At 42.3% G+C, this 14,279-nt stretch carries 14 protein-coding genes; 6 read left to right on the top strand and 8 right to left on the bottom strand.

What is annotated here, in order from left to right:
- Position 1 precedes the first annotated feature (1 nt).
- Together guaA and NSP_RS21450 are read left to right on the top strand one after the other, a co-directional pair.
- Positions 2-1,621, top strand: coding sequence for a glutamine-hydrolyzing GMP synthase (guaA, locus tag NSP_RS21445; RefSeq protein WP_006198110.1), 1,620 nt, complete (start codon positions 2-4; stop codon positions 1,619-1,621).
- 399 nt (positions 1,622-2,020) lie between these two features.
- Complete coding sequence (locus NSP_RS21450) at positions 2,021-2,461, top strand: hypothetical protein (RefSeq protein ID WP_006198112.1); 441 nt, start codon at positions 2,021-2,023, stop codon at positions 2,459-2,461.
- Between the two features lie 18 nt (positions 2,462-2,479).
- Here NSP_RS21450 and NSP_RS21455 read toward each other — a convergent pair whose 3' ends face one another.
- Complete coding sequence (locus NSP_RS21455; protein WP_006198113.1) at positions 2,480-2,929, bottom strand: nuclear transport factor 2 family protein; 450 nt, start codon at positions 2,927-2,929, stop codon at positions 2,480-2,482.
- Positions 2,930-3,091: 162 nt separating this feature from the next.
- The gene (locus NSP_RS21460; RefSeq protein ID WP_006198114.1) at positions 3,092-3,595 is read right to left on the bottom strand and encodes an orange carotenoid protein N-terminal domain-containing protein; all 504 of its coding nucleotides are present in this window, start codon (positions 3,593-3,595) and stop codon (positions 3,092-3,094) included.
- A 204-nt stretch (positions 3,596-3,799) separates the two neighbouring features.
- Here NSP_RS21460 and queG point away from each other — a divergent pair, with 204 nt between their 5' ends.
- Together queG and NSP_RS21470 are read left to right on the top strand one after the other, a co-directional pair.
- A complete protein-coding gene (gene queG / locus NSP_RS21465) occupies positions 3,800-4,774 on the top strand; it encodes a tRNA epoxyqueuosine(34) reductase QueG (protein WP_006198115.1) in 975 nt (324 codons plus the stop codon).
- Positions 4,749-5,384: an HAD-IA family hydrolase gene (locus NSP_RS21470; RefSeq protein WP_006198116.1), complete on the top strand. Its 636-nt coding sequence runs from the start codon at positions 4,749-4,751 to the stop codon at positions 5,382-5,384. Before queG ends, NSP_RS21470 begins: the two co-directional genes overlap by 26 nt.
- 531 nt (positions 5,385-5,915) lie before the next feature.
- Here the strand turns inward: NSP_RS21470 and NSP_RS21475 are convergent.
- Entirely contained in the window at positions 5,916-6,221 is a 306-nt protein-coding gene (locus tag NSP_RS21475) for a hypothetical protein (RefSeq protein WP_006198118.1), read from the bottom strand.
- Positions 6,222-6,725: 504 nt separating this feature from the next.
- On the bottom strand, positions 6,726-7,490 hold the full coding sequence (locus NSP_RS21480) for an ABC transporter ATP-binding protein (protein WP_006198119.1): 765 nt from the start codon (positions 7,488-7,490) through the stop codon (positions 6,726-6,728).
- A gap of 38 nt (positions 7,491-7,528) precedes the next feature.
- Between NSP_RS21480 and NSP_RS26105 the strand changes: the two genes are divergently transcribed.
- The gene (locus NSP_RS26105) at positions 7,529-7,687 is read left to right on the top strand and encodes a hypothetical protein (protein ID WP_157133677.1); all 159 of its coding nucleotides are present in this window, start codon (positions 7,529-7,531) and stop codon (positions 7,685-7,687) included.
- A gap of 135 nt (positions 7,688-7,822) precedes the next feature.
- Here the strand turns inward: NSP_RS26105 and NSP_RS21485 are convergent, their stop codons facing one another.
- The 3 genes from NSP_RS21485 to NSP_RS21495 all read right to left on the bottom strand — a co-directional run bounded on the left by NSP_RS21485 (position 7,823) and on the right by NSP_RS21495 (position 12,366).
- Positions 7,823-9,040 (bottom strand): ABC transporter permease, encoded by a 1,218-nt coding sequence (locus NSP_RS21485; RefSeq protein WP_017804409.1) that lies wholly within the window; start codon positions 9,038-9,040, stop codon positions 7,823-7,825.
- A complete protein-coding gene (locus NSP_RS21490; RefSeq protein WP_006198123.1) occupies positions 9,037-10,494 on the bottom strand; it encodes an efflux RND transporter periplasmic adaptor subunit in 1,458 nt (485 codons plus the stop codon). The genes NSP_RS21485 and NSP_RS21490 overlap by 4 nt, the downstream gene beginning before the upstream one ends.
- 441 nt (positions 10,495-10,935) lie before the next feature.
- Positions 10,936-12,366 carry a TolC family protein gene (locus NSP_RS21495; RefSeq protein ID WP_017804410.1) on the bottom strand — a complete coding sequence of 477 codons (1,431 nt, stop codon included), beginning with the start codon at positions 12,364-12,366 and terminating at the stop codon, positions 10,936-10,938.
- Between the two features lie 293 nt (positions 12,367-12,659).
- Here NSP_RS21495 and NSP_RS21500 point away from each other — a divergent pair, with 293 nt between their 5' ends.
- The gene (locus NSP_RS21500; protein ID WP_006197854.1) at positions 12,660-13,502 is read left to right on the top strand and encodes a tetratricopeptide repeat protein; all 843 of its coding nucleotides are present in this window, start codon (positions 12,660-12,662) and stop codon (positions 13,500-13,502) included.
- A 178-nt stretch (positions 13,503-13,680) separates the two neighbouring features.
- On the opposite strand, the gene NSP_RS21505 is transcribed toward NSP_RS21500, so the two are convergent.
- Positions 13,681-14,085 (bottom strand): response regulator, encoded by a 405-nt coding sequence (locus NSP_RS21505; protein WP_006197855.1) that lies wholly within the window; start codon positions 14,083-14,085, stop codon positions 13,681-13,683.
- Positions 14,086-14,279 lie beyond the last annotated feature (194 nt).

Raw genomic sequence — 14,279 nt, forward strand, 5'->3', positions numbered from 1 at the left:
CATGAATACATCGGTGACTCTACAAACCGAACAAGCGTCTCAAATGGAAAATTTGGGGCGACTAGATCGACAAATGATTGTGATTCTAGACTTCGGTTCACAATATTCAGAATTGATTGCGCGTCGTATCCGCGAGACTCAAGTATACTCCGAAGTTCTCTCTTATCGCACGACACCTGAACATTTACGAAAACTAAATCCCAAGGGCATCATTCTCTCTGGTGGTCCGAGTTCAGTTTATGATGATCACGCTCCCCATTGTGATCCAGAAATCTGGAATTTAGGCATTCCCATCCTGGGTGTTTGCTATGGAATGCAGTTGATGGTGAAGCAACTTGATGGGGAAGTAGCCAAAGCTGATCGCGGTGAGTATGGTAAAGCATCATTATATATAGATGACCCTACCGACTTATTAACTAACGTCGAAGAAGGCACTACTATGTGGATGAGTCACGGAGATTCAGTCACTAAAATGCCAACGGGGTTTGAATTGTTAGCCCATACAGATAATACACCCTGTGCGGCGATCGCTGACCACGAAAAGAAACTATATGGTGTCCAGTTCCATCCCGAAGTAGTACATTCCCTCGGTGGTTTACCATTAATTCGCAACTTTGTATATCATATCTGCGATTGCGAACCCACCTGGACAACAGAGGCATTTGTTGAAGAAGCAATTCGGGAAATTCGCGCCAGAGTTGGTGATAAGCGGGTACTTTTAGCCTTATCTGGGGGAGTTGATTCATCTACCCTGGCGTTTTTGTTGTATAAAGCTATTGGGGAGCAATTGACCTGTGTGTTTATTGACCAAGGCTTTATGCGGAAATTAGAGCCAGAAAGATTATTGAAACTATTTAAAGAACAGTTTCATATTCCTGTAGAATACGTCATGGCGCGCGATCGCTTCCTCAACATGATAGAGGGTATCACAGACCCCGAAGAAAAACGCCGCCGCATCGGACATGAATTTATCCAAGTATTTGAAGAAACATCCAAACGCCTGGGACACTTTGACTATTTAGCCCAAGGTACACTGTATCCCGATGTCATCGAGTCTGCTGATACCAACGTAGACCCCCAAACCGGCGAACGGGTAGCAGTAAAAATTAAGAGTCATCATAACGTTGGTGGTTTGCCGAAAGACTTGCGGTTTAAACTTGTAGAACCATTGCGGAAACTGTTTAAAGATGAAGTCCGTAAAGTAGGGCGTTCCATTGGTTTACCAGAAGAAATTGTCCAACGCCAACCCTTCCCCGGCCCAGGTTTAGCAATTCGCATCTTAGGCGAAGTCACCCCCGAAAGATTGAATATTCTCCGTGATGCTGATTTAATTGTTCGCCAAGAAATTAACAAACGTGGTTTATATCACGATGTTTGGCAAGCCTTCGCCGTATTATTACCGATTCGCAGTGTCGGCGTTATGGGTGACAAACGTACCTATGCTTACCCCATTGTTCTCCGCATTGTCACCAGTGAAGATGGTATGACTGCTGACTGGGCGCGCATACCTTACGATATATTGGAAGACATTTCTAACCGCATCGTCAACGAGGTGAAAGGTGTTAACCGTGTGGTTTACGATATTACCTCCAAACCACCTGGAACCATAGAATGGGAATAATTTTCGGTTAATTTAATCAACCACAGATGGACACAGATAAACACAGATTTATCAGTGTCCATTTTTTGTGTTCTTCTCAAATTTTTGCCCTTCCCTAAAAATCACCGTAGGGTGGGTTAGCGACAGCGTAACCCACCAAAATACTTACAGGAAAGTCAATAGGGATTTCGGCTGAATGCTGAAGAGAGGTGAATTTATGAATAAATGTAAAGTTAGATAATAATTTTTGCTAATTTAAGTTGATTTATCACTGCCAAATATTAAATACTGGATACAGTAGCAAGCCTAACTGCCGATTTTATATCTCCAAAAAAAAGGTAATGGCATAGCCCTACAACCCCCAGGATAGCCACGCGTGTAAAGGATTACACTAAATCAACCAACGTTATCACGAAATCTATGGAAGCTTTATTTTGTTTGTCGCCACGCTATCGCCTTGATGATGAATCACCTTGGCTACAGGGTATCGACCCCAGTCGTCATTACTGGATTGCAGTCAATGGAGACAGCAATGTAATAATAGCTATACCTGGATTGGTAGTTTCCTCAATGAGTGAATTGAAGCAAGCTATCCGCCAATTTCGGTCTTTACAGCCTGGGGAACAAATGACTGTGAACAGAATTGCCAGTGATTGTACGATTCACTGTATCAGTCCTAATTGTTATGCTGTGGAAGCAGAAATTAATTATGCTCCAATTTGGCATCTATTTGACCAAGAAACCTTGGATAGTTTATTAATGACAGCACACCCAGAATGGCAATGTGCGCCATCAGATATTGATTTAGGTCGGAAATTGTTAATGCGCTCTTTGTTGCAAACAGCTACCACCAAAAAATAACCAATATCAACATAGGGGCTAATTTTCCCGACGCAGAGCCAGTAATTCTTGGGGAGAACCTAATAGTTTGATTTTGGCATTGCTAATTTGCCTTTGTTGGTTGAGGATAAAGTACCAGGTGACATTGACACCACACCAGGAAGTTTGCGCTTTACCTGTTACCTGAATTTGGATGTGGTCATTTTCTAATGTTTCCACAATTCCTAGACGCGGACAAGCTTGAATATTTTCAGCTTCTTGTTGTAAATAGATAGCGATCGCCTCTCGTCCCACAATACCAGATTCAAAGGGCGGGTGCATCACCCCATCATCGGCAAATAACGCCGCAGTTGCTGCAAATTCTCCGGCGTTGAGAGTTTCAAAGTAACGCCAGATAGTGGGTTCGACAATTCCCTCAATCTGCAATTCTTCTGTGATTGTAGTGGCGACGTTTATCTGATTTGCCTCTAAATATTCAGCAGCTGTCATATAATTCCCTTGATTATGCTAGCTGAAGTTTATTAAAAGATAAAAATAGCATCAAAAAAAGGTGCTATAGAAATAGATTTCCCCAACAACAAATCCATCTTTGTGCTGATATCTTGCACCATTTTCCATAGCTATACAAGATGTGAAAACATCAAATTGGAATTATTCAGCCAAGGGATCAACGCCCATATCAGCTACTACCTGGCGAAGCACAGAGATTTGCTGACCAAAATCTAATGCTTTGATAGCTGCAAGTACCTGCACACCATCACGAGAAAATTCATAGCCTACTGGCATAGGTACAACAAGATGTTTTACCATCAATTCTGATAACTCGTACCAGAAAGCCAATTTGGTATTATTGCTCAGAATACCATAGGAACGGGAAAATTGAGTATTTTTGTGAGCAGCTAAGTCACGCATGACATTTAACCGCTCTACATGAGACATCTGCTTGATTTGAGTCAGCAACCCGGAGGCTAGTTGTAAACGAGCCGCACCTGTAGCTGCTGGTGTAATGGAACGTCCCATTTCTGTGTAGGCATACCATAGCACTGCTAGCTGATCATCCACGCTCAGGCTTTGGAATACAGCAGTGGTGGAACTAACAGCATCACCAGGCTGATTAGATAAACGGGTTGAAGCTGAATCAGAAGTGAATGTCATGATTTCACCACAGTTGGTTATTGGAAATACGCAGGTAATTACTGGGAGGTTTGCCATACCTCTTAATTGACATATTGCATGATTTCTTAACAAAAATCAAATAATTATTACATATAGGTGAGTTAGCAAATGTTGAACAAAGGTTTTCCAGGGATAATGTATAAATAAGCTGCCCATAATTGCCTCTAAATTCACATAAGAAAAATGGATAAGCATTCTGTAATTAGCAGCAATGTAGTTAAAGAAAAAGCCAAAGAGTTAGGATTCCACAAAGTCGGGATTACTGCTGTAGATGGGGTAGATAATACAGACGCGCAGAGGTTACAAGCATGGATAAGTCTGGGTTATCACGCCGATATGGAGTGGATGAATAGCCCCAAACGTCAGGATATTAGCTTAATTATGCCAGAGGCGCGATCGCTCGTATGTGTCGCCCTCAATTACTACACCCCAGACGAACGTCCTGAAGGCGAAGAATACGCCAAAATCTCTCGCTATGGCTGGGGTAGAGACTATCATAAGGTGATGCATAAAAAGCTTAAAGCGCTGATGTTGTGGCTAGAATCACTCGATGCAGGTATTCAGGCGAGATATTATGCAGACACTGGCCCAGTACAAGATAAAGTCTGGGCGCAACGAGCCGGAATCGGTTGGATCGCCAAAAATGGTAATCTGATTACTAGAGAATATGGTTCTTGGGTATTTTTAGGAGAGATAGTTACAAATCTGGAATTAGAAAGCGATCGCCCACATACAGAACACTGTGGTAGCTGCACTCGTTGTCTAGACACTTGTCCTACAGGTGCAATTACCCAACCATTTGTAGTTGATGCTAATCGCTGCATTGCCTATCATACCATCGAAAATCGCTCAGAAACATTACCAGAGACAATATCATCCAATTTACAAGGTTGGGTTGCAGGTTGCGACATTTGTCAAGATGTTTGTCCGTGGAATCAGCGTTTTGCCCAGACAACGGATGTAGCTGATTTTCAGCCGTATCCTGCTAATATTGCACCTGGGCTGATAGAATTAGCCAACATCTCAACGGAAGAGTGGAATAAACGATTTCCCGCATCTGCCTTACGGCGGATTAAGCCAGAAATGTTAAGACGAAATGCCCGTGCTAATCTTGACGCATCCCAACTAAAGAATGACCCAGAAAGTAATTATTTTTGATTTTGATGGCACGATTGCGGATACAGTAGATGCTCTTGTGACTATTGCCAATCGTTTAGCTGTAGAATTTGGTTATATACAAATTACTCCAGAGGAACTTTCCCTGCTCAGAAATTTTACCTCTAGGGAAATCCTTAAATACTCCGGAATCTCTTTCTTTAAAATTCCCTTTCTCATCAAAAAAGTTAAAGGAGAATTAAAACACAAGCTTCAAGAATTAAAACCCATACCCGGAATTCACGAAGCCTTAATAGAACTGCAAAATCAAGGTTACAGATTAGGAATTATTACGTCTAATTCTCAAGATAACGTCATAGCTTTTCTTGAAAATAACGAATTAAATCAGTTATTCGACTTTATTTATTCAGGAGTCACGATTTTTGGTAAAACCACCATAATTAATAACGTATTAAGACAAAAACAACTCAACACTCAAGAAGTCATTTATGTCGGGGATGAAACCAGAGATATAGAAGCTTCAAAAAAAGCTAATATCAAAGTGATTGCAGTAACTTGGGGCTTCAATTCTCCTGAAGCTTTAGCTAAACAAAATCCCGATTTTTTGATTAACCATCCCAGGGAACTAATAGAAGTTATCAAAAAGTGCTGAGAGGTTATTTGCCAAGTTTTAAAATTTACTGAATAACCCCTCTCCAAACCTCTACTCCACAGAGCTAAAGTGTACACACACATGATTAAATTACTCCAAATCTTTTTTTTAGGACTTACGCAAGAACTCTCTGAAACCCTCTTGACTTCGTGTCCTTTGTGTCCTTCTCCCAAGGGGAGACGCTACGCGAATGTGGTTCGTTTTTTCATAATTTTGCGTAAGTCCTGTTTTTGTAGGGTGTGTTGTCACCTAGAGCAACGCACCATGCGAGATTTTCGGTGCGTTAGGACTAACGTCCATAACACACCCTACACAAATAAAGGTTTTTAGACTTTTGTGTACATTTTATACCAATTGTGTATAAAGATGCGCTCAATTTAGAAAGAAACGAACCGCAGAGGCACAGAGGACACAGAGGAGGAAAATACAAGATTAAAAAATTTGGCGCGGTTCCTCATCAAGAAATGGTATTAGCCCATAGACAGAGGCTTTGAAAATATCATGTTCATTGCTGGGAAAAATTGGAAAAAATTACTGTTTTGATTGACCTTTTTTCAAAGCTTTTTGAACTAAATCATTACTAACATTAGTTACAGCCTCAGTTCTAGAACCGCCAACTTGCTTTGCCATTTCTACATAGTCTTCGGGGTTCCCTGTGGATGGCGCTTGAGTTTTTGTTTGTTTGACCTCAGAAACTTTTTGTTTGGGTGCGGTGGCGGCTTTAGCGGCGGCTGCACCTTGATTTGTCTGGTCGATTTCACTGACACTAAATTCTTGTGCAGCTGCATAATCAGATTCAAAATCAATCTTCGGTGCTTTTTCTTTACCACTAACCATATTATCAGCAGCTAATTGTGCATCATGGGTAGGAGCTTGATTTACATTGGGTTTCAGGGGAGGTTTTTATTTAATTCATTATATGTCATTTGGGTGAAGTAGACTAAGGCGGGAAAAACCCCCAGTTTGTAATCAGGGTTTGTAGAGCAAGTCCTAAGTTGACAATTTCATAGACAAAACTATACTTATATTGACAAAAATCAATATATATTTTAGGAAAAAATCAACTACTTGATATATAATACGGTGATATCAAGTATTGAATTGAGACTATTGCCGACGCGAAAACCAAGCAATGATGGTGGTAGTCTTTTTCAGAAACTTAATTGGAACACAATCGCGTCTGGCTAAGGCGTGAAAGTCTACTGAGGGATAACTGCTCCCATGCTCCCGTTGAAGTAGAAAGTAAAGTCTAGTTTTGTCTAGGTTTTATATAGCAGATGCGATGAAATATGGAACCTCACCCCCAACCCCTCTCCTTACTAAGGAGAGGGGAGGTTTTTATTAAGACATGGTGACTTGAGTTAAATCTTTTGGTGTTAAGTTGCTGTGGACGACTGCGCCATCTCGGAACCAAACAATGCGTTGGGTTTGACGCGCTACTTCTGATTCATGAGTTACCATGACAACGGTGATTCCACTGTTATTTAATTCGGTGAAAATATCTAATACTTCCTGGGTTGTCTGGGAGTCAAGTGCGCCTGTGGGTTCATCAGCGAGGAGGACAACGGGACGATTTACTATAGCACGAGCGATCGCTACCCGTTGTTGCTGTCCCCCAGATAATTGCGTGGGTTTGTTATTCAGGCGCTTTTCTAAACCAACTTTTGTTAAGGCTTCGGTGGCGCGATCGCGTCTTTCGCTAGGATTTACACTAGCATACACCATTGGTAACATGACATTTTCTAATGCTGTCAGTTGGGGTAATAAGTGGAATTGTTGAAAGACAAACCCTAGTTTTTTATTGCGGATTTTGGCTAAATCTGCATCGTTCATTTGGGCGACATCAAGGTTATCTAAATAATAATGTCCGGTGCTAGGGCGATCTAAACAGCCGATAATATTCATGGCTGTGGATTTACCAGAACCAGAAGGTCCCATAATTGAACAATATTCCCCCTCATGGATAGTCAAGTTCACATCGTTGAGGGCTTTAACTTCGGTTTCTCCACTTCCGTAAATTTTAAAGATATTTTCTAGGCGAATAATTGCCGATTTTGGTGCAGGATTAGGAACGAGAGCATCGGTAATTGTGATCGTTTTTGCCATAATAATTTAAGTTCCATTCCTCTCTCCTACAAGGAGATTTGTATAGTTTGCGCTTAACAGCCATTTATTTACCGACTGGTACAGTTCCCCAACAATTAGAAACTGATCTGGCGACACTATGCTTTAAGTCTAATTTATTACATCCCTGGCGACTAGAAGTGGCGGCTACACAAACTAAACCCACCTGCGCGGGTTAAAAATCCCATTTTTTCATTAGTCCACGTAGGTGGACTTCCCTACGGGAAGCCGCTACGCGTCCTGCCTGTGTAGTAGCGTTCGCCCTTGGCGTGGCGTAGCCATATTATATTCGCCCAAAACTTTTCAAACATCCTCTAAGCACTTCTGAGGGCTACAATGGGGTCAAGTTGAGCAGCACGACGGGCGGGAACGACACCAAAAAATAAGCCAATTCCGCCAGAAACACCAACTGCTGTGGCGATCGCACTAGCAGAAATTGCTGCTTCTAAGGGAGTTACTACTGCTACCAATAGAATACCACTCACACCCACCGCAGTCCCAACTACACCGCCGAAGACAGAAACTATCACGGCTTCAATTATGAATTGCAGTAAAATATCTTGTTCGGTTGCGCCAATTGCTTTCCGCAGTCCGATTTCTTGGGTGCGTTCGGTAACGGAAACTAGCATAATATTCATGATACCAATACCACCGACAAATAATGATATCCCGGCGATCGCCGCTAGCATAATTGTTAATGCACCTGTGATTTGACCGACGGTTTGCAAAGCATCCTTTTGAGTATTGATGGTAAAATCATCTTCTCCAGTAATTTTGTGCCGCAAACGCAGCAAATTAGTAATTTGAAACTGTGCTGCATCAACACTCTCGGCATTTTTAGCGGAAACAACAATATAAGTTAACTCTAATCCATAGGGAGAAGTTCGCCCCACAATTCTGTTCGCCATTGTGATGAGTGGAATTAAAGCCGCTTCATCGTAATTCACACCTAAGTTTGAGCCTTTGCTTTCTAGTACGCCAATTACTTGAAAACTGGCATTTTTAATCCGCAACTGCTGCCCTTGGGGGTTACTATTACCAAATAGTCTTTCTGCTAAGTCTGCGCCCAATACCACAACTTGGTTATTGCGCTTCATATCTACGTCAGTAAAAAATCGCCCTGTAGCAGTTTCAAAGTCACGCACGGTCAAGAATGCGGGAGTTGTGCCGACAATATTCACATTACTGTTTTGATTGCCATATGTCACTACCTGCCGACTATTCAATTCTCCTGTAACTGCTGCTACAGTTGGGACTTGATTTGCGATCGCCTGAGCATCTTCAAATACTAAAGTTTTCGGCACATCTCTAGAGATACGCTGACTGGCGCGATTACCTGGAATCACAAATAACACATTTGGGCCTAAAGACTCCAGTTGTTTCGCCACAAACCTTTGTCCACCTTCGCCAATCCCAATCATAGCAATCACCGAAGCATTCCCGATGACAATCCCCAACATAGTCAGGGCGCTACGCAACTTATTCGATAGCAGGGTTTTTCCCGCCATTTGCATACTTTCTAGGAAATTCATCGATTCCGTTGTTCCTTTTTGTAGTCTGGAGGTGGATTGATAAACACGCGATCGCCTTCTTCCACTCCCTGTAAAATCTGAGTTTGGTCTGCAATTTGCGCCCCAATAGTGACTTCTTGAAACTGAGGTTTATTTTGTGCATCTGTAACTAAAACACCAGTTTTCCCCTGTTCAGTGACAATTGCTACAGTCGGTAACACCAAAGCATTACTGAGGCGATCGCCTAAAAAAGTCAGATCCACATTTAAGCCAGAACGCAGTTGCTCTGTACCCGTATCCAGCGCCACCCGCACCTGAAAAGATGTGACACCTTGTTCCACCACCGCTTCCGGAGCAATCAAGCGGACATTACCTTTAAATACTTGATCAGGATAAGCATCAGCCACAATTTCCACCTGCTGTCCCTGTTTAATTCTGCCAATATCCACCTCTGGGACTTGCGCCAGCACTTCTAAACCCCGTGCAACTGCCACAATAGAACTAGAAGTTGCTGATGCACTGGTAGAAGCCGAAGTTGTGGGAGTCACAAAAGCGCCAACGTTGGCGTATTTCTGGGTAACAATACCTGATAAAGGCGCACGAATGACAGTATCTTGTAACCTCACTTCAGCCGCTTGAATTTGAGCTTGGGCCGCTTTCACTGCTGCTTGACGTTGAGCAATTTCCTCTGGACGACTACCATTTTGTAATAGTACCAATGCGGCGCGGGCTTCGGTTACAGCCGCTTCTCTAGCTGTAATTTCTTCATTGCGACTACCAACTTCTAACAGTGACAGTCGTTTTTGGGCTTCATCTAAACTCGCTTTTGCTCTTTGGTCTTCACTAATAAACTGTTCTAATTGGTCTTGAGAAGTAGCTCCTTGCTGAGTTAATTGTCGATATCGATTTACCCGTGATTGGGTGAGAGTTACCTGTGCTTGGGCTGAATTTACCTGTGCTTGGGCTTGGGCAATTTCCTGAGAGCGATTCCCCGCACGCGCTTGATTTAACTGCGCCTGAGCTTGGGCTAAACGCGCCTTGGCTTGCTCTATTTCTTGTGGACGACTCCCCGCACGTGCTTGGTCTAACTGTGCCTGTACTTGGGCTAAATTAGCGCGGTTCTGGAGGATTTGCGCCCGAATGTCGCCTACATCCATCCGCGCCAAAACTTGCCCTTGTGACACGCGATCGCCCTGTTCTACATATAACTGTGTTAAAACACCGGGGTTTTTGGGACTAATATTCACACTTTGAACTGGCACAACTTTACCACTAGCACTAATCCGCAAAGTCACATTTTGTGATTCTACAGGTACAGTTAATTCGGTAATATTTTGTTCACGAGTTCTCTGATTCACCAGGTTATAGGTAATAGTTGTTCCCACAGCTAAAGAACCTGCTACGATTAACCCAATTCCCCAGCGTAGTGGATATTTAACTTTGCCAATAAAAGGCAATTCTATTTGCGTAACCATAAAGAGTAGCCTACGAATATCACTTAGCTTTAATCGCCTGATAAAGCAAGTGCAGGAATTTATCAGTTATCAGTTATCAGTTATCAGTTACCAGTCAAGATATATAATTGGCTCTAAGTCCCCTAATACATAGGCGTGTTCACTGTTCACTGTTCACTGTTCACTGATTTAAAAGACGTGTGGACTAAATACTCAATATTTATCCATAAACTCAGCAACTAGACTGAAATTCAGCTTTATAGTTGCTTAATCTTTCTTTATATTAGCTTTTAGTCTTGATTTACGCCTTCACCTGATCGGCTAATTTTGCCAGTGTGATTCAGGACTTACGCAAAATCATGAAAAAACGAACCACATTCGCGTAGCGTCTCCCCTTGGGAGAAGAACGCGAAGGACACGAAGGAAAGAGGGTTGCAGAGAGTTATTGCGTAAGTCCTATGATTATCTGACACTCCTGAATGTTACAGTCCTTTGTAAATTAGCCAAGGCGCGATTGTAATTTAAAATCGCTGTGACTCGATTACCTTCGGATCTTGTCAAATCGTTTTCGGCAAAAATTACGTCTGTTTGAGTTCCTACGCCAGCTTCAAACCGCAATCTTGCTAAACGTAGAGCTTCTCTGGCTTGATCTAAAGCCACAGTAGAAGTTTTTATATTCTCTGAATTTGACTGCAATTGAGCATAGAATTGTTCCACATTAAAGCGAATTTGGTCACGCTGACTAGCAAATTGACTTTCGGCGATCGCAATATTAATTTTAGACTGAGCTGCATTGGCTTTAGCGGCTCCCCCATCGAATAAAGTTAAACTAGCTCTGAATCCTACAGAATAACCATCAGTTAGGCTTTGCCCATCGTCAAATTGATCTACGATGTTGTAGTTTCCATTCAAACTAAATTGCGGACTTAGCCGTGAAAGAGCTTGTCGTCGCTCTAGTTCAGAAATATTCCGTTGTGCCAAAAACTGTGGCAATTCTGGGCGGTTTTGAAACGCTTGCACAATAGATTCTTCTAGGGTTGGTTCCCAAACTCCCGCCTCTTGCACAGCATCGGCGGCACTAATATCCACTGATTGCGCCAAATTTAAGAAAGAGGCAAACTCACGGCGGGCAATTTGCTGTTGTGCCAGAGAATTAGTCAGCCCTTGTTGAGCATTGGCTAAATTTACCTGAGATTGTAGCACATCAAACCGCGTACCGACTCCCGCCCGTTCTCTAGCTTGAGCATCCCGCAAACTAGCCTGGGCATTTTCCACAGCCGACTGATTAATTCTGACTTGTTCATCTGCTTCTTGCAAATCGTAATATTGAGTGGTGACATTCAACCGGACTTCTAAAGTCCTGTTCTCCACATCTAATTCATCTATCCGTAGCCGTTCCTCAGCCACGCGGATGCTACGACCAGAGTTAAAGAGGTCATAATTTATTTGTGCTTGACTATTGAAAGAAGTTCTAGTTTGAGAGCCACTACCAATAAAATCCTGACCACTCTTAGTCAAGTTAGTATTGACACCAATATTAGGAGACAAAACAGCTTGAGACTCCCGTAATGCAGAACGACTACGTTCTAGTTCTAATATGGCTACCTGTAATTCTCGATTGTTGCGTTTTGCTAGTTCCAAAGCCTCAGCTAAAGTTATGGGCTGAGTGCGCTGAATTTTCACTTCTTGTGGCTGAATGGGTAACTGGAGAGGATTGGGATCAGGATTGAGAAAATCAGGAACTGGGACAGAATCAGCCTGTGTTTCTGGGAGAGTTTGGGCAAAGACACTTCTGCCTAAAGAGGGAAATATAAGAGCGATCGGCAAAGCCGCGCCGGAGGCGATCGCCACGGCCAGCCCCGTAGAATGGACACAGAATAAGATAAATTTCATATTTTGACTTTGATGTCCTAATTAATCAGGTTTAGCAGCAAATTTGGAGTTACAATTCCAAATTTTCGTACATAATTAGCCTATAATCAAACCATCCTCATATCGAATTATCCTGGCAATTTGAGCAGCAATATCTACCTCATGAGTTATATGAGGCTACAAGCTTACTGTATACTTTATTTACCGAAAACATCCTGTAATGGCTTTTTCAAGTCAACGTTGCCTTTCTTCTCCAGCAGAGATCGTTTAAGCTAGCTGGAAGATTCCTTGATTTGTGGCTAAGAGGCGGTACTGTGCCTAAACATATTAGTTTGATTTCTCTTCTGGTTGTCTGTGGTTTGTGGAGTATGCCCAAAGCAGTTCACGCACAGGCTCTGATCGCTCCTAGACTGCAACTAGATGCAGAAAAATTAGAAAAACAAGGGTTGGGTTTAGCACAAGAAGCAGCTCAACTCGGACAATTTCAGCAGTTTGAGTTAGCTTTACCACGGGCTAGATTAGCTAGTCAACTGGCTCCTAACAATGAGAGAGTCTGGTTTTTGTTAGGTGGTTTACATTTACAAGCCAAAGATTTTGAGCCGGCGATGGCCGCTTTGCAAAAAGCACAATCCCTGAATCCCCAAAATCCTGAAATTTTGTTTGCGTTGGGTTCGGCTAACTTTCAAAAGCAAAATTACCAAGCAGCAGCGACGCTTTACCAACAGGGTTTGAAGTTAAAATCTGATAACCCAGAAGGATGGTTTGATTTGGGGAATGCTTACTATATGTTAGGTCGATTACCTGAAGCGATCGCCCAGTACAATAAATCTTTCTCTCAAGATAAAAAATTCTGGCCGGCGATTAACAACATTGCCCTAATCCAATACGAACAGGGTGAGGTGGAAAGTGCTATGAAGCAATGGCAAGCTGCTGTGAAAATCGACAAACAAGCGGCAGAACCTTTATTAGCCTTAGCAGTGGCAATGTATAATCAAGGCGATCGCCAAAAAGCCCTATCAATGGGAGAAGCAGCTCTGGGCATCGATCAGCGCTATGGTAATTTAGATTTCCTCAAAGAAAATCTCTGGGGTGAACGATTACTCTCTGATGCGAAAAAATTCTTAGAATTGCCACGCATTCAAGCGGTTTTACAGTAACAGGAAAACTAATCACAGGTGTTCTAGAGGCAAAAATTAAAAAATCTTTACATGAGTGCCTTTTTTCCTTGACCACTTGCAGAACAGACTATCATATAGTACATATAGACTATCTCAAGCAGGAACTATTCGCCCAAAGTATTAGCGGGCGAGTATTCCTGAGAGAAGTTCTCAGTTTTTAGTGGATATCAGTGGGGATAAGCGCAATGATTTGTTCAACAAACTGTTGATGATCGACAACGGGCTTAGAGATGTAGCCATCAGCGCCACTTTGCTTAAGAAAGTTCTCGCGATCGCCTTCCATTGCATGAGCAGTTACCAGAATAACTGGTAAGTTTGCCGTTTTTGGGTTTGATTTCAAGATTTGGGTAATTTTGATCCCATCCACAGACTGACCTTGGTAAACGCTTCTTGACAGAGAAACATCCATTAAAATCAGGTCGGCTGCTCCTGAGTGGGCAATTTTGATGACTTCTTCCACATTTTCTGTATGTTTCACAGCCAAGCCACCCCGCTTGGTCAAAATTTTGGAAAAAACGCGCGCATTAATCAGGTCGTCTTCAACAATTAAAACAGTTTTCATGAGAATTTTATTTATAGAATCTAGGGAGATGACAACCGGACAAAAACAGTTGTCTAGCTCCTTTTTAACGATCAAATTGCTATTCCGTCATCAAGGATAATACTACTGCTGTTTATCCTTTGACGATCAAAATTGTGTGAGAAATCTCATTTCATCCGTTATGCTGTGTTTGCTGCGGTGTTCAATTCAAGCGA

The sequence above is a fragment of the Nodularia spumigena CCY9414 genome (assembly GCF_000340565.2).
GTDB lineage: Bacteria > Cyanobacteriota > Cyanobacteriia > Cyanobacteriales > Nostocaceae > Nodularia > Nodularia spumigena.

Bases quoted from the DNA above. Each gene is read 5' to 3' on its own strand.
- NSP_RS21460 (WP_006198114.1), bottom strand. From the start codon at position 3,595: ATGACATTCACTTCTGATTCAGCTTCAACCCGTTTATCTAATCAGCCT.
- queG (WP_006198115.1), top strand. From the start codon at position 3,800: ATGGATAAGCATTCTGTAATTAGCAGCAATGTAGTTAAAGAAAAAGCC.
- NSP_RS21495 (WP_017804410.1), bottom strand. From the start codon at position 12,366: ATGAAATTTATCTTATTCTGTGTCCATTCTACGGGGCTGGCCGTGGCG.
- NSP_RS21505 (WP_006197855.1), bottom strand. From the start codon at position 14,085: ATGAAAACTGTTTTAATTGTTGAAGACGACCTGATTAATGCGCGCGTT.
- NSP_RS21470 (WP_006198116.1), top strand. From the start codon at position 4,749: ATGACCCAGAAAGTAATTATTTTTGATTTTGATGGCACGATTGCGGAT.
- NSP_RS21480 (WP_006198119.1), bottom strand. From the start codon at position 7,490: ATGGCAAAAACGATCACAATTACCGATGCTCTCGTTCCTAATCCTGCA.
- NSP_RS21475 (WP_006198118.1), bottom strand. From the start codon at position 6,221: ATGGTTAGTGGTAAAGAAAAAGCACCGAAGATTGATTTTGAATCTGAT.
- NSP_RS21485 (WP_017804409.1), bottom strand. From the start codon at position 9,040: ATGAATTTCCTAGAAAGTATGCAAATGGCGGGAAAAACCCTGCTATCG.
- NSP_RS21450 (WP_006198112.1), top strand. From the start codon at position 2,021: ATGGAAGCTTTATTTTGTTTGTCGCCACGCTATCGCCTTGATGATGAA.
- NSP_RS21455 (WP_006198113.1), bottom strand. From the start codon at position 2,929: ATGACAGCTGCTGAATATTTAGAGGCAAATCAGATAAACGTCGCCACT.
- guaA (WP_006198110.1), top strand. From the start codon at position 2: ATGAATACATCGGTGACTCTACAAACCGAACAAGCGTCTCAAATGGAA.
- NSP_RS21490 (WP_006198123.1), bottom strand. From the start codon at position 10,494: ATGGTTACGCAAATAGAATTGCCTTTTATTGGCAAAGTTAAATATCCA.